This is a genomic window from Thauera terpenica 58Eu (assembly GCF_000443165.1).
GTDB classification, from domain to species: Bacteria; Pseudomonadota; Gammaproteobacteria; order Burkholderiales; family Rhodocyclaceae; genus Thauera; species Thauera terpenica.
Map to the genome: position 1 here is coordinate 1 of NZ_ATJV01000060.1, position 24,818 is coordinate 24,818.

The following is a 24,818-nucleotide window of genomic DNA, read 5'->3' on the forward strand; positions in this document are numbered from 1 at the left end:
AGGTGTTTGAGGCTGGTGTCGAGCTCGTCGGCGCGGCTGATGCCGCGCCCCGCATAGAGGCGGGCGAGCAGCGGGTGCAGGCCGGCGTTGGACAGGCGGCTGAGGGCCTGCGGCGGCACGGCGCGGGGCTGGATGCGGGTCATCGTTGGTTCGGTGAATGGCTGCGTGGCGAGTCGGTGGGCGGTGCCGCGCCGGGGGCGGTGTGCGCAGCCGGTGCAATGGATTTGAGCAGGGCGTCGAAGGCGTAGGGCTTGCGCCAGAACTTCCAGCGCTCGGCGCTGCCCAGCCTGACATGGAGCGTGCCGCGATCGCTGGGGGCGGTGAGCTGCAGGGCTTGCAAGTGGCCGCCCTTGATGGCCTCACTGAGCGGCGCGAACCAGTCCCGTTCCAGCGCCGCCAGGGCATCACGCCAGCTCTCCAGGTCGAGTTGCTGGGCGGGCTTGAGCAGGCTGTCGAGTACCACCAGCGTGCTCTGGCGCAGCGCGTGTGCGCGCTCGGGCGCACGGGTGGGTACGCCGGCTGCACGCGCCATGCCGAGGCTGAGCGGGTCGGTGGCCTGTACCGCCTGTGCCGGCGCACGCGGATTCTGTGTGAGCGTGCCCGCGCCCCACAGCCACAGGCTGTTGACCGGGCGCTTGCCGGCGGCCTCGCGTGCCTGGCTGGCGGCATGGTTGTGCAGCACGATCTGGGCCTCGTTCATGGTGCGCTGCCACAGGCGCGCATCCTTGCCTTCGGGCAGGAAGTGCTTGATCGGCCGGCCGATGACGTCGTCCAGCGCATACAGCGTGACCTCGGTGGGCTGTTTGAGGCGCAGATACCAGCGCGTCGGTGTGCAGGCTTCGAAGTGACCGAGGTCGGTGAAGAGCTCGTTGAGCGCGGTGATCAGGGTGGCGGCTTCATCGATCCCGAGCGCGTCGTCGGCGAAAGGGTGGAGCAGCAAGTGCTCGCGCGCAAAACTCAGATTGACCGGGTCGGCGCACAGCCAGTGGCTGCCGGGTTCGGTCGCTGCAGCGTCGGCTTCGCCCAGACGGCGCAGGGCGGCCAGCGGCAGGTGGGCGTCTTCCAGTCCGAACAGGCGTGCAAACTGGCGGTCGTAAGGCTCGAACTCACGCAGCTCGCGCGTACCGCGTCCGAGCAGTGTTGCCAGTCCGTCGAGCGCGAGCCCGGAAGCCGGGCCGAGCAGTGTTGCCGTGGGCCACAACAGGCCCGGAATCAGGAGCTGGATCTGCATCGGTATCAAGGGCTTGGGAGCGGGCGAGTCTAGCACGTGCCGGGCGTGCAGCGTTTTACTGGCGGGAGGGGGGCGGAGGGCGCAGTGGAAGGACGTGATCGACAGGGGCATGCTGAAACCGCAGGCCTGAGCCTCTCCACCAGCTTGACAAGGTGTGCGCAAAGGTGTGCAATTGATTCGTCGTAAGTAATCAAGTGATCGAGGTTAAAAGCATGAAGCCGACTCGAAGCCTGCGCGAGCCCAGCACGACTTATTCACTGCCCAGCGCACTGCCCAGCGCGCTTGCAGAAGGCCGCCCATCGACTGCCGGAGCCAGCGTCGAACACTACATGCACGCGGCTTCAGCCCTCGAACGCGACCATATGGTGCGCGAGGGTTTCGAGACCGGCTCGCTGGATGTCTTTGCCCAAGGCTTCGGCCGCAGTGGGCGCAGCCTGGCAAATCTATTGGGCGTGGCGACGGCCACTTATGACCGTCGCGTGCGCGAAGGCAAACCCTTGTCGCACGACGACTCCGATCGGGTGGCGCGTCTCATTGAGGTAGAGCGCGCGGCCACCCGGGTGTTTGGCGACGAAGAGGCCGCGCGCGAATGGCTGGCGGCGCCGGTCCCGGTGCTGGGTGGCGCCGTCCCGATCGAATTGCTGGCGACGACGCCGGGCTACCAGGCGGTGACCAACGCGCTGCGGCGAATCATGAGCGGCAGCGTGGCCTGATGGCCATCTTGTGGCGGTTGGCGCAGGACTGGATCGATCTCGACACCGGCGCGCTGTTGTGCGCAGCGGAAGACTTTTCGTGCGCCGGCAATGGCGCGGCGATGATCGGCGGGCGCTGGAACAGCGTGGGTGTGGCGGTGATCTACCTCGCCGACAGCCTGGCGCTCGCCCAACTCGAAAAGCGCGTTCACGCGCCACATCGAGCGCCGCTGGGCATGGTGGCGGTTGAAGTGACCTTGCCGTCCACGCTTCTCAGTGCGGCGACGGCAGTGGATGTGCCCGAGCACTGGAATGTGGACAACGTGGACTGGTCGGTCGGGCGCACCCCAACTCAGGCCATCGGCGACGCGTGGCTGGCTGCAGGCGCGTCCTTGCTGTTGCGGGTGCCCTCGGTGGTCGTGCCTGTGGGCTGGAACTATGTGCTCAACCCGGCACATCCCGACGCCAGAAAACTGCGCACGCGCCGCATCGACTATCGACCCGACCCGCGCTTGTGGTGAACCTCGGTAGAATCACGAGTCCATTTTCACAAGGCAAAGAGATGCAGTCTGCCCGCGATGCGCGCGTGCCTACGCTTGTGGTCGTCGATGACGATCTCGTGACCCAGGCGCGGCTGAGCGCCTACTTCACGCAAGAGGGCTACCGCGTCCTGCTGGCCGGTGACGGTGAAGTGTTCTGGCAGGCCCTGGCGGCCAATGCGGTCGATCTGGTCTTGCTCGACATCAACCTGCCCGGGCAGGACGGTTTGTCGCTGGCGCGTGACCTGCGCGCGCGCAACGCCTCCATCGGCATCATTCTGGTCACCAGTCGCAGCGACGACATCGACAAGATCGTCGGGCTCGAAGTGGGCGCCGACGACTACGTCACCAAACCCTTCAATCCGCGTGAATTGCTCGCGCGCGTGAAAAGCCTGCTGCGCCGCACCGGAGAAGCCCGCGTCGCGCACGAGGAAATTCTCGCCTTTGGCGGATGGACCTTGAACCTGCCCCAGCGCCGCCTGTGCGACTCGGAGGGGCGCGAGGTGGTGTTGACGCGCGGCGAGTTCGAACTGCTGGCGCTGCTGGCAAGGCACCCGGCCGAGGTGATGAGCCGCGATCGCCTGTCGCGCGCGGTGAGCGGGCGCGACTGGGATCCGCAGGACCGTACCATCGACGTGCTGGTGCGGCGTCTGCGCGCGAAGATCGACGCCAACACCGAGGCTGAGTCGCTGATCCTGACCGTGCGCGGCGAAGGCTATCGGCTCGCAGCCGAGGCCCGTGACAGGGCCTGAGTCAAAGCCCACGACCGAAGCTCACGACCGAAGCTCACGACCAAAGTCCACGGCACTGTGGACTGCGACAGCACCGGCGTTTGCGCGGCAGTGTCGTCTACAGTTCCGACTGCAAGGCCTGCACTGAGTGCAGATAGGCCTGCTGCAAGGCCGCAACCCGATCTGCCAGCGTTTCACCTGGCATGCCTGTCGCGATATCGTCCTCGAGTTCCGCCGCGAGCCGTTCCAGACGCGTGAGTCCCAGGTTCGACGCCGCCCCGCGCAGCTTGTGCGCGAGCTTGCCGCAGCCCTTCACCTGGCCGGCCTGCGCGGTGCTCACCAGCTCCGCCACGAGGGCATCGCCCTGGGTCTGGAACACGTGCGCGATCTGTTGCAGTACGGCGTCGCCCAGGGCTTCCCGTTCCGCCTCGAGAAAGTGGGGGGCGATCCAGGGCGCGCTGTCGGTGCCGGCTTGATCCTGCGCTGCCGGCTTGGCGTCCGTGTCTTCCGCGTCCATGCCCTGCACCGATGCGTCCTTTGCCCGCGGCGCTGTGCTGCCGAGCTGGCTGACGAGCAGGTGTTGCAGCTGACTGCGGCTGAAGGGTTTGGACAGGAAGGCCGCGAAGCCTGCATCGAGCAGGGACGGCACCTCCTGGGGCGGCACATGCGCCGACATGAGCACAGCCGGGATGTGGCGGCCGTGTGGCAGGCGACGCAGGCGCTGGAGCAGGTCGCGACCATCGCCATCGGGCAGGTTCATGTCGACGAGCGCAATATCCACCGCCAGTTGCGCGACGAGCTTGAGCGCGCTATCGATGTCGCTGGCGCACACCACCTGCTGGCCCAGGGCCTGCAGGAAGCGCTCGGCCACCAAGCGGTTGACCTCATCGTCTTCCACCAGCAGCACGCGGTGGCAGTCCGTCAAGGTTTCGCCGGACGCGTCCAGCGCCAAGGCAGCCGGAGGCTGTGCGGCTTCGAATACGAGCTCGAAGCTGACGGTGGTGCCTGCGCCGGGTGCACTGCGGATGTGGATATCTCCCCCCATTGCCTCGACCAGACGCTTGCACACCGCCAGCCCGAGCCCGGTGCCGCCGTGATGCCGGCCACTGTCGCGAACCTGAACAAAGGCCTCGAAAACTTCGCGCTGGCGGGCGGGCTCGATGCCGATGCCGTGGTCCTCGATGGCAAACACCAGCGCACCCGGCGTGGCCCCTGGGCGAATGCGCACGATGACCGCGCCTTCGTCACTGAACTTGATGGCGTTGCCGACCAGGTTGAGCAGGATCTGGCTGAGTTTGCGGTGGTCGCCAAGCAGGTGCTGGGGCAGCTCAGGGCTGATGTCGGCACGCAATTCAAGCCCGCGTGCTGCGGCGCGCGTGCCCTGGACGGCGAAGACGTCCTCGATGGTGTCGCGCAGGGTGAATGCGCTGCGTTCGACATGGACGCCGCCGGCCTCGATGCGGGCAAAGTCCAGCATGTCCTCGAGCAGTTCAAGCAGCAAGGTGGCGGCGGCGCGCATGTGCGCGATGTAGTGCTGCTGGGCCGGCAGCAGCCGGGTGTCTTCCAGCACCTCGAGCAGGCCGAGAATGCCCGCCATCGGCGTGCGCAGTTCATGGCTGAGGGTGCCGAGGAAGGCGGTTTTTGCACGGTCCGCCTTTTCCGCCTCGATGCGGGCTGCGGCGTGCTCTTCCATCTCATGCGCCAGCGCCGCGTTGCTGCTGCTCAGTTCCATCGTGCGCAAGGCCACCTGATGCTCAAGGTCTTCGCTCTGCCGGCGCAGCGCTTCGGCCAGGCGGTCGCGCTCGACGGCATCGTTGCGGAAGCGCTCGAGCGCGCGCGACAGGGAGGCGAGCTCATCGTCGCCACTGGTGTCGATGCTGACATCGCGCTGACCCGCCGCCAGCGCCAGGGTGGCGCTTTCCAGTGCCAGCAGGCGGCCAAGAGTGTGGCGGCGCAGGACCTGGATGCTGACCAGTGCGGTGATGATCAGCAGCGCGGCGCCGATGACGCCAAAGGCAATCACGCCGGTGGTGGCGCTGCGCTCGGCCTTGAGGCCGGCGGCGGCAAGAATGCGGCCACCACGGTGGATGAGTTCGCCGGCCAGGGCGTCGAGCTCGGTGGTCAGCGTGCCCACCTCCACCTGCAGGGCGTCGCTGCGGGCGCGCAACTCGAGCTCAGTGTTGCGCAGGGCAAAGGCCCCCTCGGGCGCCAGCGCCGCGGCCAGCGCCTGGTGCAGTGCGCTGGCCTGCTGACGTGCGCCGGGGGCGGCAATGTCACCGACACGGCGTGCGAGCAGGGCCAGCCGGGACTCGAAGTCGCTGCGGGCAGCGTCGACGCCCGCCATGGTGTCGAGCTCGTCCAGCCGGTCGACCAGGGCGCCCAGGCCATGCACCGTGAGGCCGAGTTCGTGCATACGCTCGAGACTGTCCAGGTCACGGTCGAGCAGACGGTCGCCGGCAGCGCGGCGCTCCCTGGCGCCGAAAGACAGGACCCCGCCGTCGCCGTGCAACAAGCTGGTGAGGGTCGACACGAGCAAGGCCATCGCGTTGTCCGACTGTGTCTGGGCAAGGTCGTTGAGCAGGGCGATCTGTTCGCGCAGTGTGTGTCCCGCCTGCGCGCGCCGGTCGCGCAGGCGCAGGCGCGCGGCGACGGTTTCGGCCATGGTGTCCAGGCGCGCAGACAAGGTGTCGCCGCTTGCCTGCAGGCGGGCGCGCAGTTCGGGTTCGACATGTGGCGAGTCGAGTGCGGCGAGCCGGTCCCGTATCAGCGGCAAGTCCTGGTTCACCAGCGCGCGCAGCTGTTCGAGTTCGGCCGTCGAGTCGGCGCGCGCCAGACGTGGGGCCTGCGCCGCCAGGCGGGCGTTGCCGCGCACCGCGTCATGCAGTGCGTCGGCCGTTGGCAAGGTGTGACGGATGATGTCTTGCTGGCTATCGACCACACGCTGAAAGCTGAGCCAGCCGACGACTGCCACCACAACCGTGCCCAGCGCCCCCAGCAAGAGACCGAGCAGCAGGCGCTCGCGCAGGCCGAAGCGACGTGCGCCGGGGGCTTTGGCGTAAGATGGAGCGTCCATGTTCAGGTCGTTTCCGCCACAGTGTGCTGCCAACGGTGAAAGGAAGGTTCAGGCGTTCATCTTACCGACGCGGTGCCGCGCGGGCATTGTCCATCGTGCTGCTGGGCAGCGTGTTGAGCGCTGGGTTCGGCTTCGGCCTGAGCCCGGCCGCAGCCGTTGCCCTCGAAGAGTGGCCGATCGAACGCTGGGCCGGGGATGAGCGTGCGCCTGCGCCGGGCGTCAGCCCGCCTGCGGCGCTGGCGCGCACGACTCCCTCGCGGCCCTGGAAGCTGTGCACCGTCTACCCGCACCTGAAGGACAGCTACTGGCTGGCGGTGAACTACGGCATGGCCGAAGAGGCGCGTGCGCTGGGGCTGGAGTTGCGCGTGCTCGAGGCAGCGGGCTACGAGAACCTCGGCTACCAACGCGAGCGCGTCGCGAATTGCATCGCCGATGAAACCAGCGACGCCGTGCTGGTGGGCACGGTGAGCTTTGCCGGCCTCAATGATCTGCTCGCCCCCTATCTTGCGCGCCGGCCGGTGCTGGCGCTGGTCAACGATATTGACTCCACGGTGGTCACAGGCAAGGTCGGCGTGCCCTGGTACCAGCTGGGATGGAAGGCCGGGCGCTGGCTTGCCGAGCGCCACCCCGCGGGCGCGCCGCAAGTGCACGTCGCCTGGCTGCCCGGGCCACAGGGCGCGGGCTGGGTCAGCTTCATCGATCGCGGCTTTCGCGCGGCCATCGCGGGCAGCGCGGTGCACATCGCAGCGGTGCGCAGCGGCGACACCGGGCGCGCCATTCAGCGCCGACTGGTCGAAGAGGTGCTCGATGCGCACCCCGAGATCGACTACCTGGTGGGCAACGCACCCATGGCCGAAGTGGCGATCGCCGAACTGCGCCGGCGCGGCCTCGAAGACAAGGTGGCGATCGTGTCCTCCTATGTCACGCCCGGCGTGTACAGCGGCCTGTTGCGCGGCCGCATCCTGGTTGCGGTCAGCGACTTTCCCGTGCTGCAGGGGCGCATGGCCGTGCGCCAGGCCTTGCGCGCGCTCGAAGGTCTGGCGCTGGAGCCGTACATCGGCCCGCGTGTAGAGCTGGTCGACGCCGAGCGGCTGAAGCAGTATCCGATCGACTGGATGCTGCCGCCGGCGGGGTTCGTGCCGGTGTATGAGGTCAGGCCCGGCCAGCGTTGAGACTGGCGACCTGATCGTCAGCGATCGCCGCGCCTGAGTCGTACACCGATACAATGGCGCCCATCATGCGTTCAAACATCATTTCTACTGCTGAATCAGCAGCTTCCAGCATTGCCTCGGGTGCCGTGCCGGCTTACCGTGCCGCGCCTTTTCTGCCCATGTCACGCCAGGAGATGGCGGCGCTGGGCTGGGATGAGTGCGATGTCATCCTCATCACCGGCGATGCCTACATCGACCACCCCAGCTTTGGCATGGCCCTGGTCGGCCGCATGCTGGAGGCGCACGGCTTTCGTGTCGGCATCCTGAGCCAGCCTGACTGGCAGTCGGCCGAACCCTTCCGTGCGCTGGGCAAGCCGCGGCTGTACTTTGGCATCACCGCCGGCAATATGGATTCGCTGGTCAATCGTTACACCTCCGACCGCAAGATTCGCTCGGACGATGCCTATACGCCCAACGCCGAGCCTGGCAAGCGCCCGGACCGCGCGGTGACGGTGTATGCCCAGCGCGCTCGTGAGGCCTATCCGGGGACGACGATCGTCATCGGCAGCATCGAGGCCAGCCTGCGCCGCATTGCGCATTACGACTACTGGTCGGACAAGGTGCGGCGTTCGGTGCTGCCCGATTCCAAGGCCGACATCCTGCTGTTCGGCAACGCCGAACGTGCGCTGGTGGCGCTGACCCATCGTCTGGCGGGTGGCGAACCGATCGACGCCATTCGCGACCTGCGTGGCACGGCCTTCATGGTCAAGCCGGGCTGGCGGCCGTCCGAGCAATGGCAGGAGATCGATTCGCTGGCCCTGGACCGGCCGGGACGCATTGACACCCATGCCGACCCCTATGCAATGGAAGCCAGCGCTGCAGCGCCCAAACCTGCAGCCGATGGCGCCCAGCCGGTGCGCATCGTGCCCCCCGCCGCGCGTCTGGCCGCGCGCCGCGCTGACCGCGCGCACAGCGTGATCCGCTTGCCGTCCTATGAGCAGGTGAAGGGCGATGCAGTGTTGTATGCCCACGCTTCGCGTGTGTTTCATCTCGAGTCCAACCCGGGCAATGCGCGTGCCATGGTGCAGTGCCATGGTGAGGGGCCAGGCGCGCGCGACGTGTGGATCAATCCGCCACCCATCCCGCTCACCACGCCCGAGATGGACTTCGTTTTCGATCGTCCCTATGCGCGCGCGCCCCATCCCACCTATGGCAGTGCGCGCATCCCGGCCTGGGACATGATCAAGTTCTCGATCAACATCATGCGTGGCTGTTTTGGTGGCTGCACCTTCTGCTCGATCACCGAGCATGAAGGCCGCATCATCCAGAGCCGTTCGCACGCCTCGATCATCAACGAGATCGAGGAGATCCGCGACAAGTCGCCTGACTTCAAGGGCCACATCACCGATCTAGGGGGGCCGACCGCCAACATGTACCGCATGGCGTGCAAGAGCAAGGCGATCGAGGAGAACTGCCGCCGCCTGTCCTGCGTGTATCCCGGCATCTGCGAGAACCTGAACACCGACCATTCCTCGCTCATCGAGCTCTATCGCAAGGCGCGCGCGGTGCCGGGCATCAAGCGCATCACCATCGGCTCGGGCTTGCGCTACGACCTGGCGGTGCGTTCGCCCGAATACGTGAAGGAGCTGGTGACGCATCACGTCAGCGGTTTGTTGAAGATCGCACCCGAGCACACCGAGGAAAACACGCTCTCCAAGATGATGAAGCCGGGCATTGGCGCTTACGAAGAGTTTCGCCAGATGTTCGAGAAGTTCTCGGCGCAGGCGGGCAAGAAGCAGCATCTGGTGCCGTACTTCATCGCCGCCCACCCGGGCACCACCGACGAAGACATGCTGAACCTCGCGCTGTGGCTGAAAAAGTACAACTTCCGCCTCGATCAGGTGCAGACCTTCCTGCCCACGCCCATGGCGCTGGCGACCACGATGTACCACTCGCGCAAGAATCCGCTCAAGAAAGTGTCGGCGGATTCGGAAGGCGTGGAAACCGCCCGCTCCGGCAAGGTGCGCAAGCTGCACAAGGCTTTCCTGCGCTGGCACGACCCGGAAAACTGGCCGACCTTGCGTGAAGGCCTGATCCACATGGGGCGTGGCGACCTGATCGGCAACGGCCCCCACTGCCTGGTGCCGCGTCAGCAGCCGGCGCGCGTGCTCGCAGCCGGGGCTCCGGCGTCTGCCGCAGCAGCAAGGCGGCCGGCGGTGGACAAGCGTCCGGTGGGTGCGCCGCCCGCGCGCAAAGGCTGTAACAGCGCGCCCAAACGTGCCTCTACGAAGGGTCGCTAGATCGGCTTCCATTCTCTTTACGCGTCTTCATTACGCCGTACGACTTGATCGTGTCAGGGACTGAGGCCGGGGGCGAGGCTTTCAGGCCGCGTCGAGGCTGCAAATCTGGTTGCGCCCGCCCTCCTTGGCGGTGTACATCGCACGGTCGGCGCGCCGCAGCAACTCTTCTGCGCTCACCTCCTGACCACGGAAAGTGGTGTAACCGATGCTGGGCGTGGTGGTGACAGCGTGCTCGCCGATCTCATGGGGCCGATTGAGCGCGACCAGCACCTTGTCGGCGATGTGCGCCGTCTTGGTTTGAGCCTCGTGTTGTGAGCCGCCCAGGTCTTCGAGCATCACCACGAACTCGTCGCCGCCCAGTCGCACCACGGTGTCGCCTTCGCGCACGCTGTTCTTGAGCCGATTTGCCACCTCGATCAGGAGGGCGTCGCCGGCATCGTGTCCCAGCTTGTCGTTGACGTCCTTGAAATGGTCGAGATCGATGAAAAGCAGGGCGTTGAAGTGCTGCTTGCGGTCGCTGTTCGCCATGCCCTGGCGCAGACGATCCATGAGGAAGCGGCGATTGGGCAACTGGGTGAGGGCATCAATGAAGGCGAGATTGCGGATTGCCGCTTCGGCGGCGCGGCGCTCGGTGATGTCGAAGATGAGCCCGTCCACCCACTTCGCCCGGCCACTGCGGTCGATATTGGGCTGGCCGCGCGCGATCACCCATCGCAGCCCGCGCAGCCGATTGCGTACGCGAAACTCGACTTCATAAGGCGTGCGGCTGGCAATGGCGGCTTGCACGATGTCGTGCACGCGATCGCGGTCGTCAGGGTGCACAAACTCGCCGATCGTGTGGCCTTCCTTGATGAAGTACTCGGGTGGCTTGTCGAAAATATCCTGGGTGCCGCGGCTGACGTGGATGACCGTCCACGGCGGGCCGGCTCTCGTGCGGAACACCACGCCGGGCATGCTCTCAACCAGCATGCGGAAGTCGTCCCGGCTTTGAGCGAGCCTTGCAGCCGCGATGCTCATACGCCGGCGATAGAGTGCGTTGCCATGGATGACGGCAAACAGCATGAGGCCGACCGTAACGCCTGTGATCAGGATCAGGGGGGCTTCGACGCTTTGTGCGTCGCTTTCGAAAAAGGGGGTGCTGCTGAAGCGTGCAACCCAGGTACGCCCACCGAACTCAACGTCCAAGGTGGTGACGAAGTGTGGCGTATGGGCGCCCGTGAGCGTTGAAAACAGCAGATTTTCAGCTACGGGGTTGTGATCGAAGAGTTCTATTTCGACGTCGCGCGGCACTTCGGCAAACAGTCCGCCGATCATGTCGTGTGCACGGAAAGGGCTGAACACGAAGCCGAGCAGCGACGCTCGCCGCTCCAGCGCATCAGCGGCCGGGCCGCGATAGACCGGCAGATACATCAGGAAGCCCGGCTGGATGCCGGAGTCGGTTTCCTGCACCAGGATCACGCGCCCCGACAGCGCCAGCTTGCCGGTGTCGCGAGCACGTTCCATGGCCTCGCGCCGCACCGGGTCTGAATACATGTCGTAGCCGAACGCGCGCAGGTTGCGCCCGCCGAAGGGCTCCATATACACGATGCTGCTGTAGATCTCGCGCGTGCCCTCGGGGTGGATGTGGTAGCTCGGAAAGCCTTCGCCGCGAACGCCCGCCTCGTGGGTGTGGCGTTCCTCGGGGCGCACCAGGAGCGCAAAGCCCGTTCCCTGTATGCCCGGCAGATAGCGGTCGAGCTGCAGTCCACCGACATAGCTGCCCCAGTCCGTGCGCGACACCGTTTCGTTTGCCGCGAAGAAGGCGCTCGCACCCTGCAGCGTCTGCTCATAGGCCTGAAGGCGTAGCACGAGGGCTTGCCTGGTGCTCTCCGCGCGATGCAGGAAGCGATCCCGTATGCGCTCCTCGGACTGCACGTCAAAGAACCGCCACACTGCGAGGGTGAGCAGCACGATCAGGCCGAGCGCAATCCACGCCGCAGCGTTGCGGTCGAGCAATCCATGAGAGTGAGGTGGGGAGGTGTCCGGGGGCTGAGCCATGTTGTCCTGTGAAGTCGCCGTATGGCCAGTGTTCCACGCGGACCAGATGCACGCCATTTTGTCAGCTAGTGGGGGGGCTGTCACCTTCATGGCCAGGCGCGAAGCTCGAGCCTGCTTACACTTCGATGCGAATTCGAGCGCAGCTGAAGGCGAACTGATGACGAATCGGACTGGCCACGATCGCCCCGGCACGGGCACAATGGTCGGCTTGCCGCACAGCCCCCAATCGAGTCCTGTCCGATGCGCTACGAATTTCTCGTCGGCTTGCGCTACACCCGTTCGCGCAAGCGTGCCCAGGGTCGCAACCGATTCATCTCCTTCATTTCCTTCGTGTCCATGCTGGGCATTGCGCTGGGCGTTGGTGCGCTGATCGTGGTGCTGTCGGTGATGAATGGTTTCCAGGAAGAGCTGCGCTCGCGCATCCTCGGTGTCGCCTCCCATGTGCAGGTGCAGCGCTTCGATGGTGGGCTGGAGAACTGGCAGCAGGTCGCCGACGACGCGCAGCGCAATCCGTCCGTGCTCGCCAGTGCGCCCTTTGTCCAGGAGCAGGGCATGCTCTCTTTCGACGCCGGCGTGCGTGGCACCATCGTGCGCGGGGTGATTCCCGATGCCGAGGACAAGGTCGCCGACTTCGCCAGCTACATGAAGGTCGGCAGCCTTGACGCCTTGCAGGCCGGCCGTTTCGGCATCGTGCTGGGACGCGATCTGGCCCAGGCGCTGGGTGTGCAGCTTGGCGACAAGCTCACGCTGATTGCGCCGCAGGGGCTGGTGACGCCGGCCGCGGTGCTGCCGCGGGTGAAGCAGTTCGAACTGGTGGGCGTGTTCGAAGCCGGAATGTTCGAATACGACTCCGGCCTGGCCTTGGTGCATATTGCGGATGCGCAGGCCTTGTACCGCCTGGGTGATGCGGTGAGCGGCGTGCGCCTGAAGCTCGCCGACCTGTTTGCCGCGCCGCGCGTGGCGCGCGAGCTGGCTGCTCAGATCACCGAACCCGGCCTGAGCGTGAGCGACTGGACACGCAGCCACGCCAACTTCTTCCGTGCCGTGGCGCTGGAGAAGACGATGATGACGTTGATCCTGTTTCTCATCGTCGCCGTGGCCGCGTTCAACATCGTGTCGACGCTGGTGATGGCGGTGCAGGAAAAATACGCCGACATCGCCATCCTGCGCACCCTGGGCGCGAGTCCGGCCTCGATCATGACGATCTTCGTGCTGCAGGGCTCGATCATCGGCCTCGTCGGCCTGCTGGCCGGAGTGGCCGGCGGGCTGGCGATTGCCAACAATCTCGATGTCGTGATTCCGGCCCTGGAAACCGTGACGGGGGCCACGCTGTGGAACAAGGAAATCTATTACATCAACGAGCTGCCATCGAAGGTGCTGCCGGCCGATGTGATCAGCATCGTCTCGGTGTCCTTCGTGCTGACCTTGCTGGCCGCGCTCTATCCGAGCTGGCGGGCATCGCAGGTCAATCCGGCGGAGGCGCTGCGCTATGAGTGAGAACGGGATGAAGCGGGTGGAGCCGGTGCTGGCCTGCGATGGCTTGTCCAAGCACTTTCGTGAGGGCGCCGATGCGGTGACGGTGCTCGAGGGCGTGAGCCTGAGCATCGCGCGCGGCGAGCGTGTGGCGATCGTCGGTGCCTCGGGCTCGGGCAAGAGCACGCTGCTCCACCTCCTGGGCGGGCTGGACGCGCCCAGCGCAGGTGCGGTGCGGCTCATGGGGCGCGACTTTTCCACCTTGTCCGAACGCGAACGCGGTCGTTTGCGCAACGTGGCGCTGGGCTTTGTGTACCAGTTTCACCACCTGCTGCCCGAGTTTTCGGCGCTGGAAAACGTCGCCATGCCGCTCTACATCCGCCGCGTCGACAAGGCTGAGGCCGACGAGCAGGCCGCGGCCATGCTGGCGGAAGTGGGGCTCGGTCATCGCCTGAGCCATGCGCCGGGCGAACTGTCGGGCGGTGAGCGCCAGCGCGCGGCGATCGCCCGTGCCCTGGTGACCCAGCCTGCATGCGTGCTGGCTGACGAGCCCACCGGTAACCTGGACCGGCGCACGGCCGAGGCGGTGTTTGACCTCATGCTCTCGCTTAATGAGCGTCTCTCCACCAGCTTCGTCATCGTCACTCACGACGAAGTGCTGGCGGCACGCGCGCAGCGCAGCCTGCGCCTCACCGATGGGCGCCTGCAGTAGCCGCAGCTGTGCCCAGCCCTGTGTGAGGCCGGCGCGCACGGCGTGAATGCGAGCAACCCAGACCGCACCGATGTGCTTCACCTGAAAGGGATACGGCAGGCTGGATTGCGCCTGTAGTAATGCAAATGGCATCATGACGGGCGATGAGAATACATGCCCTGTCCTTTGCCGCAGGCGTCGTGCTTGCGCAGATGCAGGCGCGCTTGCCCGACGTGCTGACCCTGTGCCTGCTGGCAATGGGATTGATCCTGCTGTCCTTGCTGTGCGCGCGATGGGCGCCATCCCAGGCTCGCGATCGCACCCGCCTGCTGCCGTTGCTCAGGACAGGGCTTGTGTTTGCGCTCGTGTTCAGCGTGGGCTTTGGCTGGGCCGCGCTGCGTGCGCATTGGCGGCTTGCCGACGAGTTGCGTAGTGATCTTGAAGGGGTGGATGTCGAGGTCGTGGGCTTTGTCGCCGACCTGCCGCAGGTAATGGACGATGCCCTGCGTTTTCGCTTCGACCTCGATCCTGTCGTCGATGGCGTCCCACGACGGCTCTTGCTGTCCTGGTATCCGGCGCGCGGATCAGCGTCGGTGCTGCCCGGCATCCGGCCCGGGGAGCGCTGGCGTTTCGTCGTGCGCCTGAAGCGGCCGCATGGCTTGTACAACCCTGGTGGTTTTGACTACGAGGCGTGGTTGCTCGAGCGCGGCGTGCGCGCGACCGGCCATGTGCGCAGTGGCGCCCAGCGCCTGGATGACGGACTGAGCAGGCCCATGGATGGGGTGCATAGGCTGCGCGAAGCGGTGCGCGAGCGCTTTGTCGGCGCGCTCGGCGATGCGCCTTATGCCGGCATTCTGGTTGCGCTCGTGATTGGTGATCAGCGTGGCATCCCCGCCGTGCAATGGGAGGTCTTTCGCCGCACCGGGGTTGCCCATCTGGTGGCGATCTCGGGCATGCACATCAGCCTGATGGCGGCGCTGCTCGGCGGCAGCGTGGGCTGGCTGTGGCGCCGCTCCTCCTGGTTGATGCTGCGCTGCCCGGTGCGCAAGGCGCAGGCCCTGGCGGCGGTGCTGGCGGGGACGAGCTATGCCCTGCTGGCAGGCTTGGGCATTCCGGTACAGCGTGCGCTGCTGATGTTGCTGGTGGTCGTCATTGCGCTCTACCGCGGGCGGGCCATCGTGCCTTCGCGGGTGATGGCGCTGGCCTTGGTGGTGGTGCTCGCAGTCGATCCCTGGGCCTGCCTGTCAGCGGGCTTCTGGCTGTCTTTCGGGGCGGTTGCCGCGATCGGCTTCGTGCTGGGCGGGCGGCGGGCAGCCGCGAACGCCTGGGGGGCCGCGCTGCGCATCCAGCTGGCGGTCAGCTTCGCCTTGATGCCCTTGCTGGTGCTCATGTTTCAGTCGCTGCCGCTGTTGTCACCGCTCGCCAATGCGGTGGCAATTCCGCTGGTGAGCTTCATCGTCACGCCGCTGGTCCTGCTGGCTGCGACCTTGCAAGTGGAGTTTCCCTTGCTGTGGGCCCATCAGGTGACGGCGTGGATGATGCAATGGCTCCACTGGCTGGCCGCTTTCGAGCCGGGCTATTGGCGCCAGAGTGCGCCACCCCTGTGGTTGGGCGTGCTGGGCGTGCTGGCGGTGGCCGGGGCGATGCTGCCGCGTGGCACACCGGGCCGACTGGCGGCGCTGGCGGTGTTGACAGGCTTGCTGGCCTGGCCACCCGCGCGCCCACCTGCCGGCAGTTTCGTCGCCCGCGTACTCGATGTGGGGCAGGGGCTCGCGGTGCATGTACAGACCGCGAATCATGACCTGCTGTTCGACACCGGACCGCCTTTCGGCGCCCATGCGGACGCGGGCAGCCGGGTGCTGCTGCCCTACCTGAGCGCCCTGGGGGTGGGCAGGCTGGATGCGCTCGTGCTGTCGCATGATGACAGCGACCATGCCGGCGGTGCCAACAGCATCGCGACCGCGCTCGAGGTGCAGCGCTGGTGGGCGTCGGATACGGGCGCGGTGACACGCCGTGTCGAGGCCGCCCTGGCGGCGCCGGTGCAGCGCTGCAGTTCCGGCGAACAGTGGGTCTGGGACGGTGTGTCTTTCCGCTTCCTGCATCCGGGTGGCGAGACCTTGAGCGTGCCTGGCAAGCGCCACGACAACGATCAGTCCTGCGTGCTGCGCATCGCCAACGCGAGCGGAACCCTGCTCTTGCTGGGTGACGTCGAGGCGGCGGGCGAGGCCGCGCTGCGTTTGCGCCATGGCGATGCCGTCCTGAGGGCGGATGTGCTGGTCAGCGCCCATCACGGCAGCCGGTCCTCGTCCTCCCCGGCCCTGGTCGAAGCCACCCTGCCTGAGGCGGTCATTCATTCCGCCGGTCATCGCAACGCCTTCGGCCACCCTCACCCCGAGGTCTGGGCACGATGGGCTGCGGCGGGCGCGCGCAATTGGCGCACCGACAGCCAGGGGGCGGTGGAAGCGGTGTTCAGTTCCGATGCGGCTAAGGGTGTGCGGGTGAGCGCCGAACGCTTGCGTGCGCCGCGTTACTGGCACGGACGTTGAGCCGCAGCCAGTACTTCGGAGCTGTCCTCACTCCTGCCATTGCAACACCAGCTGGGCGCCGCCGCCCGGACTCAGCTCCATCCAGTGCTCCTGGGTGGTGCCGGCGTAGGTCGCGGTGATGCGGTAGCGCGCGGCCTCGGGCACATCGAGCTGGCCGATCGGGCCGCAGGACGCCTCGACGCGGCGGTCGTTGAGCGGATCGTCCACCCGTACCATCACGTCGGTGATGAAGTCGCCCGCGGTCGTGGAAAACAACAGCGTCAGCGCGTGCATCGCGCGCTCGGCGCGCATGCGTGCGGACTCCTCCAGGCCGATGCCGCCGCACTCGAGACGCAGCATTGCCGCCGCTGACTCCATTCCCTGCGCTGATGCTGGAAGGGCCGCCATGGCCAGGGTGAGTGCCACAAGGCGGGCAAGGATGGGGCGGAGAAGGATCGATTTACCACAGGTGTTGTTCATGGTGACGCTTTCCTTGAGACATTGGCGGGGTACTCCGGCATTGTCGCCGTGGCGGACGGGTGCATCGCCATCGTGCTGGCCGATGTCGGATGAGGGGGTGAAAATAAGTGCTAAGCGACTGTCCCATATGCGGTTTGCGCTGCACAGTCGTTCGTGCTTGGGGCGTGATAGTGGCCCTTTTTAGGGGCATGCTCAGATGCTAGACTGAGGCTATCGCGATCATTCGAACCCTTCTGCTCATGACCTTTCTATCCGATCTCAGTCGTGTCTTCGAGCCGCCGGTGCCACCGCGGCGTCCGCGCCATGGTATTCGCGAACGCGAGGTGCAGTGCATGGGTCCGCATGGCCTGCATCGCATGGCGTATGCCGAGTGGGGCGACGCGGACAATCCGCGCGTGGTGCTGTGTGCCCATGGCCTGACGCGCAACGGGCGTGATTTCGATGATCTGGCGCAGGTGCTGGCGGACGATTTCCGCGTGGTGTGCCCGGATGTGGTCGGGCGCGGGCGCAGCGACTGGCTGGGGGTGAAGAGCGACTACGGTTTTCCGCTCTACGTTGCGGACATGATCACCCTGATCGCACGTCTCGACGTCAAGCAGCTCTCCTGGGTGGGTACTTCGATGGGGGGCATCATCGGCATGCTCATCGCCAGCCAGCCGCATACGCCGATCGCGCGCATGGTGCTCAATGATGTGGGGCCGGTGATCACCGCGGTGTCCCTGCAGCGCATCGGGCCTTACGTGGGGACGGCGCCGCGCTTTGCATCCATGGATGAAGCGGAAGCCTACATACGCCTGGTCAGCGCCCCCTTCGGCCCACTTACCGGCGCGCAGTGGCGGCACCTGACCAACTATTCGGTGCGTCCGGTGGGCGGGCCGGACGGCGGCTTTGCGATGATCTACGACCCTGCGCTGGGTGAGGTTTTTCGCGCCCAGCCCGCCACTGAAGACATCGATCTGTGGCCGGTGTACGAGCGCATCAGCTGCCCGGTGCTGGCCTTGCGTGGGGCCGAGTCCGACTTGCTCGAACGCTCCACCCTGGAGGCCATGGCCACGCGCGGTCCGTGCGCGAGCACGGTCGAGTTCGAAGGCGTCGGACATGCGCCGATGCTGATGGACCCGGCGCAAATCACGGTCGTGCGCGACTTCCTGCTGGCGGGCTGAGCACAGCGCGCGGCGTATTCAGGTGCGCGCGCCTGCCCACTCCCACTCCCACTCCCACTTCAGTAGCGGGCCTCTCACCAGCCGGGATTGAGCCGCTTGGCCTCGGCGATTTCAGCGCGGATGCTGCGGTAGTGCTCGAAGCGTCGTGGGTGCACGCGGCCATCGGCCAGCGCCTCCAGCAGCGCGCAGCCGGGCTCTTCTTCGTGGCGGCAGTCACGAAAGCGGCAGCGCCCCAGCAAGGGGCGAAACTCGATGAAGCACTCGGCCAGTTCGTCAGGGCCGAGGTGGGCGAGGCCGAACACCTGCAAGCCCGGGCTGTCGATGATCCAGCCGCGCGCATCGTCCGGCATCTGGCCGTCGAGGGCGTAGAGGCGAGCGAAGGTGGTGGTGTGTTTGCCCGAGTCCAGCGCCGCAGAGATCTCGCGCGTGGCGGCATTCGCCTCCGGGATGAGGGCGTTGATCAGGGTGGATTTGCCCATGCCCGACTGGCCGACGAAGATGGCATGCAGCGAGGACAGGCGTTCGAGCAGCCCGGCCGCGCCGTGCAGGGCCGAGGCCTCGATCACCTCATAACCGAGGGCGCGAAAGGGCGCGAGCTGCGCGCGCGAGAACGCCAGTCTGTCGACGAGATCGGCCTTGTTGAGGATGATGATCGGCGTGATGTCCTGCGACTCGGCGGCGGCGATGCAGCGCGACACCAGCAGGTCGGAGAAACCCGGCTCGGTTGCGACCACGATCAGGATGTGGCTGAGGTTGGCCGCGATCAGCTTTTCGCGGAAGGCGTCCGAGCGTCGCAGCAGACTGCGACGCGGCTTCAGCGCGTCGATCACGCCCTGGTCGTCGCCGCCCGGTGTCACCCTCACATGATCGCCACAGGCAAAGCTGCTCTTCTTGCCCCGGGTATAGCACCGCAGACGGCCCGCTGCGGTGGCGACCTCGTAGTGGCGGCCGAAGGCGGCGATGATGAGGCCGTCGATGGCCTCGCCGCCGGTCGCTTTGTTGCGCTGCTTGTTGGGGCTCACTGAATGTTGGGGCTCACTGAAATTTGTAGTAGTGCTTGTTGAGATAGGCGGCGATGTTCTCTTCGTCTTCCGGGAAGAGGTCGAGCTTGAGCATGGTGGTGCAGCGCGTGAGCTGCTGCGCCAGTTCGGCAACGGTGTTTACCCGACGATCGCTGCGCGTGTAGATCGCGGAGCCGTCTTCGCCGCCGAAGCGCTGGGTGTGGCATTCCACGCAATATTCGGCGTGCATCTGCTCGCCGACGGCGATGTCGGCGTCAGCAAAGGGGGCGGCGCTGGCCGGGACTGCGATCACCGTGAACAGGCCGGCGAGCACCAGCCGGGCCAGGCTGAAATGATGATTCGGTGTGGTTTTCATGTTCTCGTCTCCTCTCCAGTGAGTTCAGGACTGCAAGGCTTGCAGGCGCGAGATGCGCAGCGCAGCCGGTGGGTGGGAATCGAAGAAGCGCGAATACAGCGGGTCGGGCGTGAGCGTCGAAGCATTGTCACGGTAGAGCTTCACCAGCGCCGCGGCAAGGTCTGCTGCCCGGGTCTGTTGCGCGGCGTAGGCATCGGCCTCGAATTCGTGCACCCGCGACCAGTAGCTGAACAGGGGCGCAAGCGGAAAGCTGAACACGGGCAGGGCGAGGAAGAACAGCGCCAGCGCCGTCGCCGTGTCGCTGGCCGAGCTGCCCAGCCCGGTGAAGAACCAGGCTTGCTCGATGAGCCAGCCCAGCAGCGCCAGCACGGCCAGACTGGCCGGCGCGAGGACGGCGAGGCGCTTGAGGATGTGGCGATGACGGAAGTGGCCGAGTTCGTGTGCGAGCACGGCCTCGACCTCGTCGGCGTTGAGCTTGTCGAGCAAGGTGTCGAAGAAAACGATGCGCTTGGACGCACCAAAGCCGGTGAAGTAAGCATTGCCGTGGGCCGAGCGACGCGAGCCATCCATCACGAACAAGCCCTTGGACTGGAAGCCACAGCGTGCGAGCAGGCCTTCCACCCGTGCTTTCAAGGCTTCGTCGGCGAGCGGGGTGAAGCGGTTGAACAGCGGCGCGATGAAGCTGGGCCAGATCAGCATCACGAGCAGGTTGAGCGCAAGCCAGAAAGCCCACGCCCACAGCCACCACAGGCTGCCCATGGCGGTGGTCAGCCACAGCAGCGCGCCCAGCAGCGGCAGGCCGATGACGACCGCCAGCGCGGTCTCGCGCGCGCTGTCAGCGACGAACAAGCGCGCGCTCATGCGATTGAAGCCGAAGCGCTTCTCGATGCCAAAGGTGCGCAGGAGCACGAAGGGCAGATCGAACAACCAGCCCAGCACGCCCAGTGAGGCGAGCAGGGCGGTGCCGTGGGCGATGCTGCCGGGCGCGAACGCGACGCTCCAGGCGTCGTGAATCAGCTGCAGGCCACCGCCCAGGGTCAGCAGCAGCACGAACAGTGCGCTGAGGACGAGCTCGAGCATGCCCAGTCGCATGCGCGCCACCGTGTAGTCGGCGGCGCGCTGGTGTGAGCTGAGTGTGATTGATGCGGCAAAAGCCGGCGGCACACTGGCGCGATGGGCCTGCACATGGCCGACCTGGCGCCGCATCAGGCCGGCCTTGACGATCAGGCCGAGCAGCAGCAGGGTGACGAAGACCAGGCTGAAACTGTTGGCGAAAAGAGGGCTGGTGTCTGTGGGCATGCTGCGGGCGTGGAAGGCGAACGTTTCAGGCGGGGCCGAACCGACAGGTGGGGGGCGGCGAGGGGGCTGGCATCGGTCTCAGTGTTGGCCCGGGTGCTGGCCCGGGCAGGCTGACAACACCTTATGTGACACAATCGCGACCTCGAATGTTTCGCATGAACACGTCAAAAGGCGCGCTGATTATGGCACAGGACCCGAATACCCTGATATGGCTGGACATGGAGATGAGCGGGCTGGATCCCGATCGTGATCGCATCATCGAGATCGCCATCGTTCTCACCAATGACAAGCTCGAAACCATTGCCGAGGCACCGGTGATCGTCGTGCATCAGCCCGACGCGGTGCTCGATGCAATGGACGACTGGAACAAGAGCACGCACGGCAAATCCGGACTGATCGAGCGCGTGCGCGCCTCGCAGGTGTCGGAAGCCGAGGCCGAGGCCCGCATGATCGAATTCCTGCAGCAGTGGGTGCCGGCGCGCAGCTCGCCGATGTGTGGTAACTCGGTGTGTCAGGACCGCCGCTTTCTCGCGCGCTGGATGCCGCACTTCGAGGCCTGGTTCCACTATCGCAACCTGGACGTGTCGACCCTGAAGGAGCTCGCCAAGCGCTGGCGACCGGAGGTCTATGCCGGGGTCAAGAAAGTCGGTGCGCACACTGCGCTGGCCGACATTCAGGAGTCGATCGCCGAGATGCGCCATTATCGCGACACCTTCCTGCGTCTGGACTGAAGCGGCGCCAGTCAGAGTCAGGAAGGCTCGCGGCGCAACAGGGTCAAGGTCTCGGTGCGGCGGCCCGCGCCGCGACGGAACTCCCACACCGGCTTCCATTCCGGTGCGAATTGCGCGGCTGTATGGCCATCATTGATGACCAGAAGCAAGGGGCAGGGGGTGGCGTCGTCCACGATGGGCACGGGGCGCAGGCCGGCGAAGTAGTCCAGCGAGCTCCTGACGTGCTTGGGCAGCCCGGTGGTCGCGATGCAGGCATCGGGGTTGGATGCGCGCTCACCGACGAGGGCGATTTGCAACGACGCCATGGTTGCGCGGTAGCTGCGGCCGTTGTTGAACCAGGGCATCAGCAGCACGACCGCCAGGCACCACAGCATGGTCAGGCCGATGGCCCAGTTGGCTGGCGCCCGTGAGCTCGAGCGCGGCAGCTTCCACAGCAGGGCGATCCAGATCACGGTGATCACCGCGCCCACCGCGGCCTGGAAGCCGGGGTCGGACAGCACGAAGTCGGGCGCATTGCGTGCAACGTGACGTGCCAGCCCCGGAGGCCAGCCCGCCCACTGGGCTGACCACGCCAGCCACACCAGGATTCCGAACGTCGCCAGGCTCATCAGCGAAAACCAGTCCAGCGCGTTGGCTGCGCCACGGCGCAGGCTCGGCACGCCACCCGCGGCGAGCAAGGCCATCGCCGGCAGGATGGGCAAGGCGGAGGCCTGCGCCAGATCACCTTGCATGACGAGCACCGAGACCACCAGCACTGCACTGAGCAGCGGCAGCAGCCAGCGCAGATCGCCCAGGCTGCGCCGCGCACGCCACAGGCTCCAGAACACGATCGGCCACAGCGGCCAGGTAAACCAGCCCAGCAGCTCGAGCCCGCCCACAATCTCGCGGGGGGAGAGCGGCGGCGCGCTGAGAAGTGACCATTCGTGGCTCAACCACAGGCTGAACAATTCGGGTTGGCGAAGATGTACCGCCAGCGGCCACAGCGCCGACAAGCTCAGCGCCAGGCACAGGCCGAGAATGAGGGCGCCGCTGGCGCGCGGGTTGCGGCAGTCGCGACTGAGCAGCATCAGCAAGGGGAGCAGGCTGGCAGTGAGCAGCAGTCCGGCGAGCCCGGCGGCAAGGAAGGCGAGCGCGCTGCCGACCCCGGCGAGCAGGCTGCCTGCCAGGGGGCGTTGGGGCACCTGCGCGAGACCGCGCAGGGTGAGCGCGATTGTCGCCATCAGCGCCAGCAGGGGTTGGGTCTCATGCGCATGCAAGACCAGCCCCAGCGCACCCATGGTCAACAAGGCAGCGGGCGTGCGTGCGGGGCGACCGTACAAGGCCTCTGCCGTTCGGGCGGAAAAATACACGCCGAGGGCGACGAAGACCGCACTGGCCAGGCGCGCACCTTCATGCAGCGCCAGAAAGCCGCTGCTGATCCAGGCCAGGAACGCGCCCGTCCAGTAGTAGAGCGGTGGATAGGCGGTCAGTGGCTCGCCAGCGAGCATCGGAAACAGCCAGCCCTCACCCTTGAGCATGCTCAGGATGGGACCCAGGTGCACCGCATCGTCGCCGCGCCAGGGGTCGTGCCCGGTGAGGCCGACGAGCAGATAGAGGCCCACCAGCAGCGTGATGCCGACGGTGCCGTAGATGCGACGCAGCAACAGGGGGGGCGTTTCAGGTTCGCGAGTCATGCGCGCATTGTGGAGGGGAGTGCTGCGTCAGGCAAAGGCTGGCGGCAAGCGGCGCGCTCAGCAGCCAAGGAAGAGCTGGTGATCGACAGCCAAGAAAAAAGGCAGCCAGGGCTGCCTTTTTTGCGCTGCGCCCCCAACAGGGCACATGTCGGGCTGCGCCGCTGCTATCAGCTGGCGCGCTGGACGCTGCCGTATTTCTGACGGAAGCGCTCGACGCGGCCGGCCGTATCGACGATCTTTTGCTTGCCGGTGTAGAACGGGTGGCAGAGCGAGCAGACTTCGATGTGGTACTGGGGCTTGCTGGAGGTGGAGCGCGTGGTGAACGTGTTGCCGCAGGAGCAGGTCACGCTCATGTCGTTGTACTTGGGATGGATGTCCGCTTTCATGGTGTCTTCCTGGTGCTCGCGGGCGGCGGTTGTGACCGCCCTGATTGGTAAAGATCGAGGATTATCCGTGAGTGCCCTGGCGCTGGCAAGGGAAAATCGGCTTTGCAGCCAGTCTGGACTAGAATCTTGCTCCCGTATGCCCTTTCGTGGCTTCGGACCTGATCTGCAGTGCCGGTGCAATTCATGCTCGCCTGGCATACGGCTCGTTTTTACTGTGCTTGATTGAAGGAAGTTCCGGCTTGCGCTTGCTGCTTGCACCCATGGAAGGCCTGCTTGACGAAGTTCTGCGTGCGGTCCTTACCCACTCCGGTGGCTACGATCACGCCGTGACCGAGTTTGCGCGCGTCTCCGGCACCGTGCTGCCGACACGCTTCTTTCGCCGTATGGCGCCTGAGCTCGATGCGGGCAGTCGCACTGCGGGTGGAACGCCGGTGCACGTGCAATTGCTGGGTTCGGACCCCGCGTGCATGGGTGATAACGCCGCGCAGCTCGCCCGCCTCGCACCCGCAGGGGTGGACCTCAATTTCGGTTGCCCGGCGCAGACCGTGAATCGGCATCGTGGTGGTGCGGTGCTGCTCGACGACCCGGAGTTGCTGCACCGCATCGTGGTCGCCGTGCGTGCGGCCGTGCCCGTGGCGATTCCGCTCGGCGCCAAGATGCGGCTGGGCGTCGCCGACACCGGGCGTGCGATCGAGTGCGCGCAGGCCTTGAGCGCGGGCGGCGCGGGCGCTCTGGTGGTGCACGCGCGCACCAAGGCTGACGGCTATCGCCCGCCCGCACACTGGGAGTGGGTGGCGCGCATCGACGACGCGGTGAGCGTGCCGGTGGTGGCCAACGGCGAGGTCTGGTGTGCGGCGGACTGGCAGCGCTGTCGTGCCGTGTCCGGAGTGGCGGACGTGATGCTGGGCCGCGGCGCAGTGGCCGACCCCTTTCTTGCCAGCCGGATTCGTGCCGGCCGCCTCGAGCAGCCCGACGCCGACGAGCGCGCACGCGAGTGGGCGACCCTGCTGCCCTTGCTTGCGCTCTTTCGTGAGCGCGTGAAACGCAAGGTCGCAGCGCGCCATGTGCCGGGCCGGATCAAGCAATGGCTGCACCTGCTGGCACGCAACTATCCGCAGGCACAGCAACTGTTCGCCACCCTCCGCGCTTTGCGCACGCTGGCTGAAGTCGAAGCAGCGCTCGTGCTGCACGGCGTGCCGTCCCTGGATGAACACGTCGAACAGCTCGCCGAGGCGGCCTGAGCGCCCGGCGCAGCTTCAGTCCGGG

20 protein-coding genes are annotated in these 24,818 nt (G+C 66.4%); 11 read left to right on the forward strand and 9 right to left on the reverse strand.

Annotated elements, in window-relative coordinates; all coding sequences use genetic code 11:
- Window positions 1-139 precede the first annotated feature (139 nt).
- The gene (locus tag M622_RS32115; protein WP_021249773.1) at window positions 140-1,231 is read right to left on the reverse strand and encodes a hypothetical protein; all 1,092 of its coding nucleotides are present in this window, start codon (window positions 1,229-1,231) and stop codon (window positions 140-142) included.
- 212 nt (window positions 1,232-1,443) lie between these two features.
- On the opposite strand from M622_RS32115, the gene M622_RS32120 reads away from it, so the two are divergent.
- From M622_RS32120 to M622_RS32130, 3 genes are read left to right on the forward strand one after another with little or no spacing between them, the layout of a single operon-like run.
- Entirely contained in the window at window positions 1,444-1,944 is a 501-nt protein-coding gene (locus M622_RS32120) for an Xre family toxin-antitoxin system antitoxin (protein ID WP_021249774.1), read from the forward strand.
- Window positions 1,944-2,444 (forward strand): RES family NAD+ phosphorylase, encoded by a 501-nt coding sequence (locus M622_RS32125; RefSeq protein ID WP_021249775.1) that lies wholly within the window; start codon window positions 1,944-1,946, stop codon window positions 2,442-2,444. The genes M622_RS32120 and M622_RS32125 overlap by 1 nt, the downstream gene beginning before the upstream one ends.
- 41 nt (window positions 2,445-2,485) lie before the next feature.
- Window positions 2,486-3,214: a response regulator gene (locus M622_RS32130; RefSeq protein WP_021249776.1), complete on the forward strand. Its 729-nt coding sequence runs from the start codon at window positions 2,486-2,488 to the stop codon at window positions 3,212-3,214.
- Window positions 3,215-3,311: 97 nt separating this feature from the next.
- Here the strand turns inward: M622_RS32130 and M622_RS32135 are convergent, their stop codons facing one another.
- Window positions 3,312-6,266: an ATP-binding protein gene (locus tag M622_RS32135; RefSeq protein WP_021249777.1), complete on the reverse strand. Its 2,955-nt coding sequence runs from the start codon at window positions 6,264-6,266 to the stop codon at window positions 3,312-3,314.
- Window positions 6,267-6,361: 95 nt separating this feature from the next.
- Here M622_RS32135 and torT point away from each other — a divergent pair, with 95 nt between their 5' ends.
- Both torT and M622_RS32145 read left to right on the forward strand, forming a co-directional pair.
- Window positions 6,362-7,438 carry a TMAO reductase system periplasmic protein TorT gene (gene torT, locus M622_RS32140; RefSeq protein ID WP_245543075.1) on the forward strand — a complete coding sequence of 359 codons (1,077 nt, stop codon included), beginning with the start codon at window positions 6,362-6,364 and terminating at the stop codon, window positions 7,436-7,438.
- A 158-nt stretch (window positions 7,439-7,596) separates the two neighbouring features.
- Window positions 7,597-9,717: a YgiQ family radical SAM protein gene (locus M622_RS32145; protein ID WP_084520745.1), complete on the forward strand. Its 2,121-nt coding sequence runs from the start codon at window positions 7,597-7,599 to the stop codon at window positions 9,715-9,717.
- 81 nt (window positions 9,718-9,798) lie between these two features.
- Here the strand turns inward: M622_RS32145 and M622_RS32150 are convergent, their stop codons facing one another.
- A complete protein-coding gene (locus M622_RS32150; protein WP_052028719.1) occupies window positions 9,799-11,754 on the reverse strand; it encodes a GGDEF domain-containing protein in 1,956 nt (651 codons plus the stop codon).
- Window positions 11,755-11,994: 240 nt separating this feature from the next.
- On the opposite strand from M622_RS32150, the gene M622_RS32155 reads away from it, so the two are divergent.
- From M622_RS32155 to M622_RS32165, 3 genes are all read left to right on the forward strand, one after another.
- On the forward strand, window positions 11,995-13,251 hold the full coding sequence (locus tag M622_RS32155) for a lipoprotein-releasing ABC transporter permease subunit (RefSeq protein ID WP_021249782.1): 1,257 nt from the start codon (window positions 11,995-11,997) through the stop codon (window positions 13,249-13,251).
- Window positions 13,244-13,939 carry a lipoprotein-releasing ABC transporter ATP-binding protein LolD gene (gene lolD / locus M622_RS32160; protein WP_031347026.1) on the forward strand — a complete coding sequence of 232 codons (696 nt, stop codon included), beginning with the start codon at window positions 13,244-13,246 and terminating at the stop codon, window positions 13,937-13,939. Before M622_RS32155 ends, lolD begins: the two co-directional genes overlap by 8 nt.
- A gap of 143 nt (window positions 13,940-14,082) precedes the next feature.
- A complete protein-coding gene (locus tag M622_RS32165; protein ID WP_021249784.1) occupies window positions 14,083-16,464 on the forward strand; it encodes a DNA internalization-related competence protein ComEC/Rec2 in 2,382 nt (793 codons plus the stop codon).
- Window positions 16,465-16,491: 27 nt separating this feature from the next.
- Here the strand turns inward: M622_RS32165 and M622_RS32170 are convergent, their stop codons facing one another.
- A complete protein-coding gene (locus M622_RS32170) occupies window positions 16,492-16,923 on the reverse strand; it encodes a hypothetical protein (protein ID WP_021249785.1) in 432 nt (143 codons plus the stop codon).
- 239 nt (window positions 16,924-17,162) lie between these two features.
- Here M622_RS32170 and M622_RS32175 point away from each other — a divergent pair, with 239 nt between their 5' ends.
- Entirely contained in the window at window positions 17,163-18,086 is a 924-nt protein-coding gene (locus M622_RS32175; protein WP_021249786.1) for an alpha/beta fold hydrolase, read from the forward strand.
- Between the two features lie 74 nt (window positions 18,087-18,160).
- Here the strand turns inward: M622_RS32175 and rsgA are convergent, their stop codons facing one another.
- The 3 genes from rsgA to M622_RS32190 are packed head-to-tail and all read right to left on the reverse strand — an operon-like array spanning window position 18,161 to window position 20,762.
- Complete coding sequence (gene rsgA / locus M622_RS32180; RefSeq protein WP_031347028.1) at window positions 18,161-19,063, reverse strand: ribosome small subunit-dependent GTPase A; 903 nt, start codon at window positions 19,061-19,063, stop codon at window positions 18,161-18,163.
- Window positions 19,064-19,121: 58 nt separating this feature from the next.
- Complete coding sequence (locus M622_RS32185; RefSeq protein ID WP_021249788.1) at window positions 19,122-19,463, reverse strand: c-type cytochrome; 342 nt, start codon at window positions 19,461-19,463, stop codon at window positions 19,122-19,124.
- Between the two features lie 24 nt (window positions 19,464-19,487).
- The gene (locus M622_RS32190; RefSeq protein ID WP_021249789.1) at window positions 19,488-20,762 is read right to left on the reverse strand and encodes a M48 family metallopeptidase; all 1,275 of its coding nucleotides are present in this window, start codon (window positions 20,760-20,762) and stop codon (window positions 19,488-19,490) included.
- 182 nt (window positions 20,763-20,944) lie between these two features.
- Between M622_RS32190 and orn the strand changes: the two genes are divergently transcribed.
- Window positions 20,945-21,493 (forward strand): oligoribonuclease, encoded by a 549-nt coding sequence (gene orn / locus M622_RS32195; protein ID WP_021249790.1) that lies wholly within the window; start codon window positions 20,945-20,947, stop codon window positions 21,491-21,493.
- A 17-nt stretch (window positions 21,494-21,510) separates the two neighbouring features.
- On the opposite strand, the gene M622_RS32200 is transcribed toward orn, so the two are convergent.
- Both M622_RS32200 and rpmE read right to left on the reverse strand, forming a co-directional pair.
- The gene (locus M622_RS32200) at window positions 21,511-23,166 is read right to left on the reverse strand and encodes an ArnT family glycosyltransferase (RefSeq protein ID WP_021249791.1); all 1,656 of its coding nucleotides are present in this window, start codon (window positions 23,164-23,166) and stop codon (window positions 21,511-21,513) included.
- Between the two features lie 167 nt (window positions 23,167-23,333).
- Window positions 23,334-23,552 (reverse strand): 50S ribosomal protein L31, encoded by a 219-nt coding sequence (gene rpmE / locus M622_RS32205; protein WP_021249792.1) that lies wholly within the window; start codon window positions 23,550-23,552, stop codon window positions 23,334-23,336.
- A gap of 239 nt (window positions 23,553-23,791) precedes the next feature.
- Here rpmE and M622_RS32210 point away from each other — a divergent pair, with 239 nt between their 5' ends.
- Complete coding sequence (locus M622_RS32210) at window positions 23,792-24,793, forward strand: tRNA dihydrouridine synthase (RefSeq protein ID WP_021249793.1); 1,002 nt, start codon at window positions 23,792-23,794, stop codon at window positions 24,791-24,793.
- The last annotated feature ends 25 nt before the right edge of the window (window positions 24,794-24,818 follow it).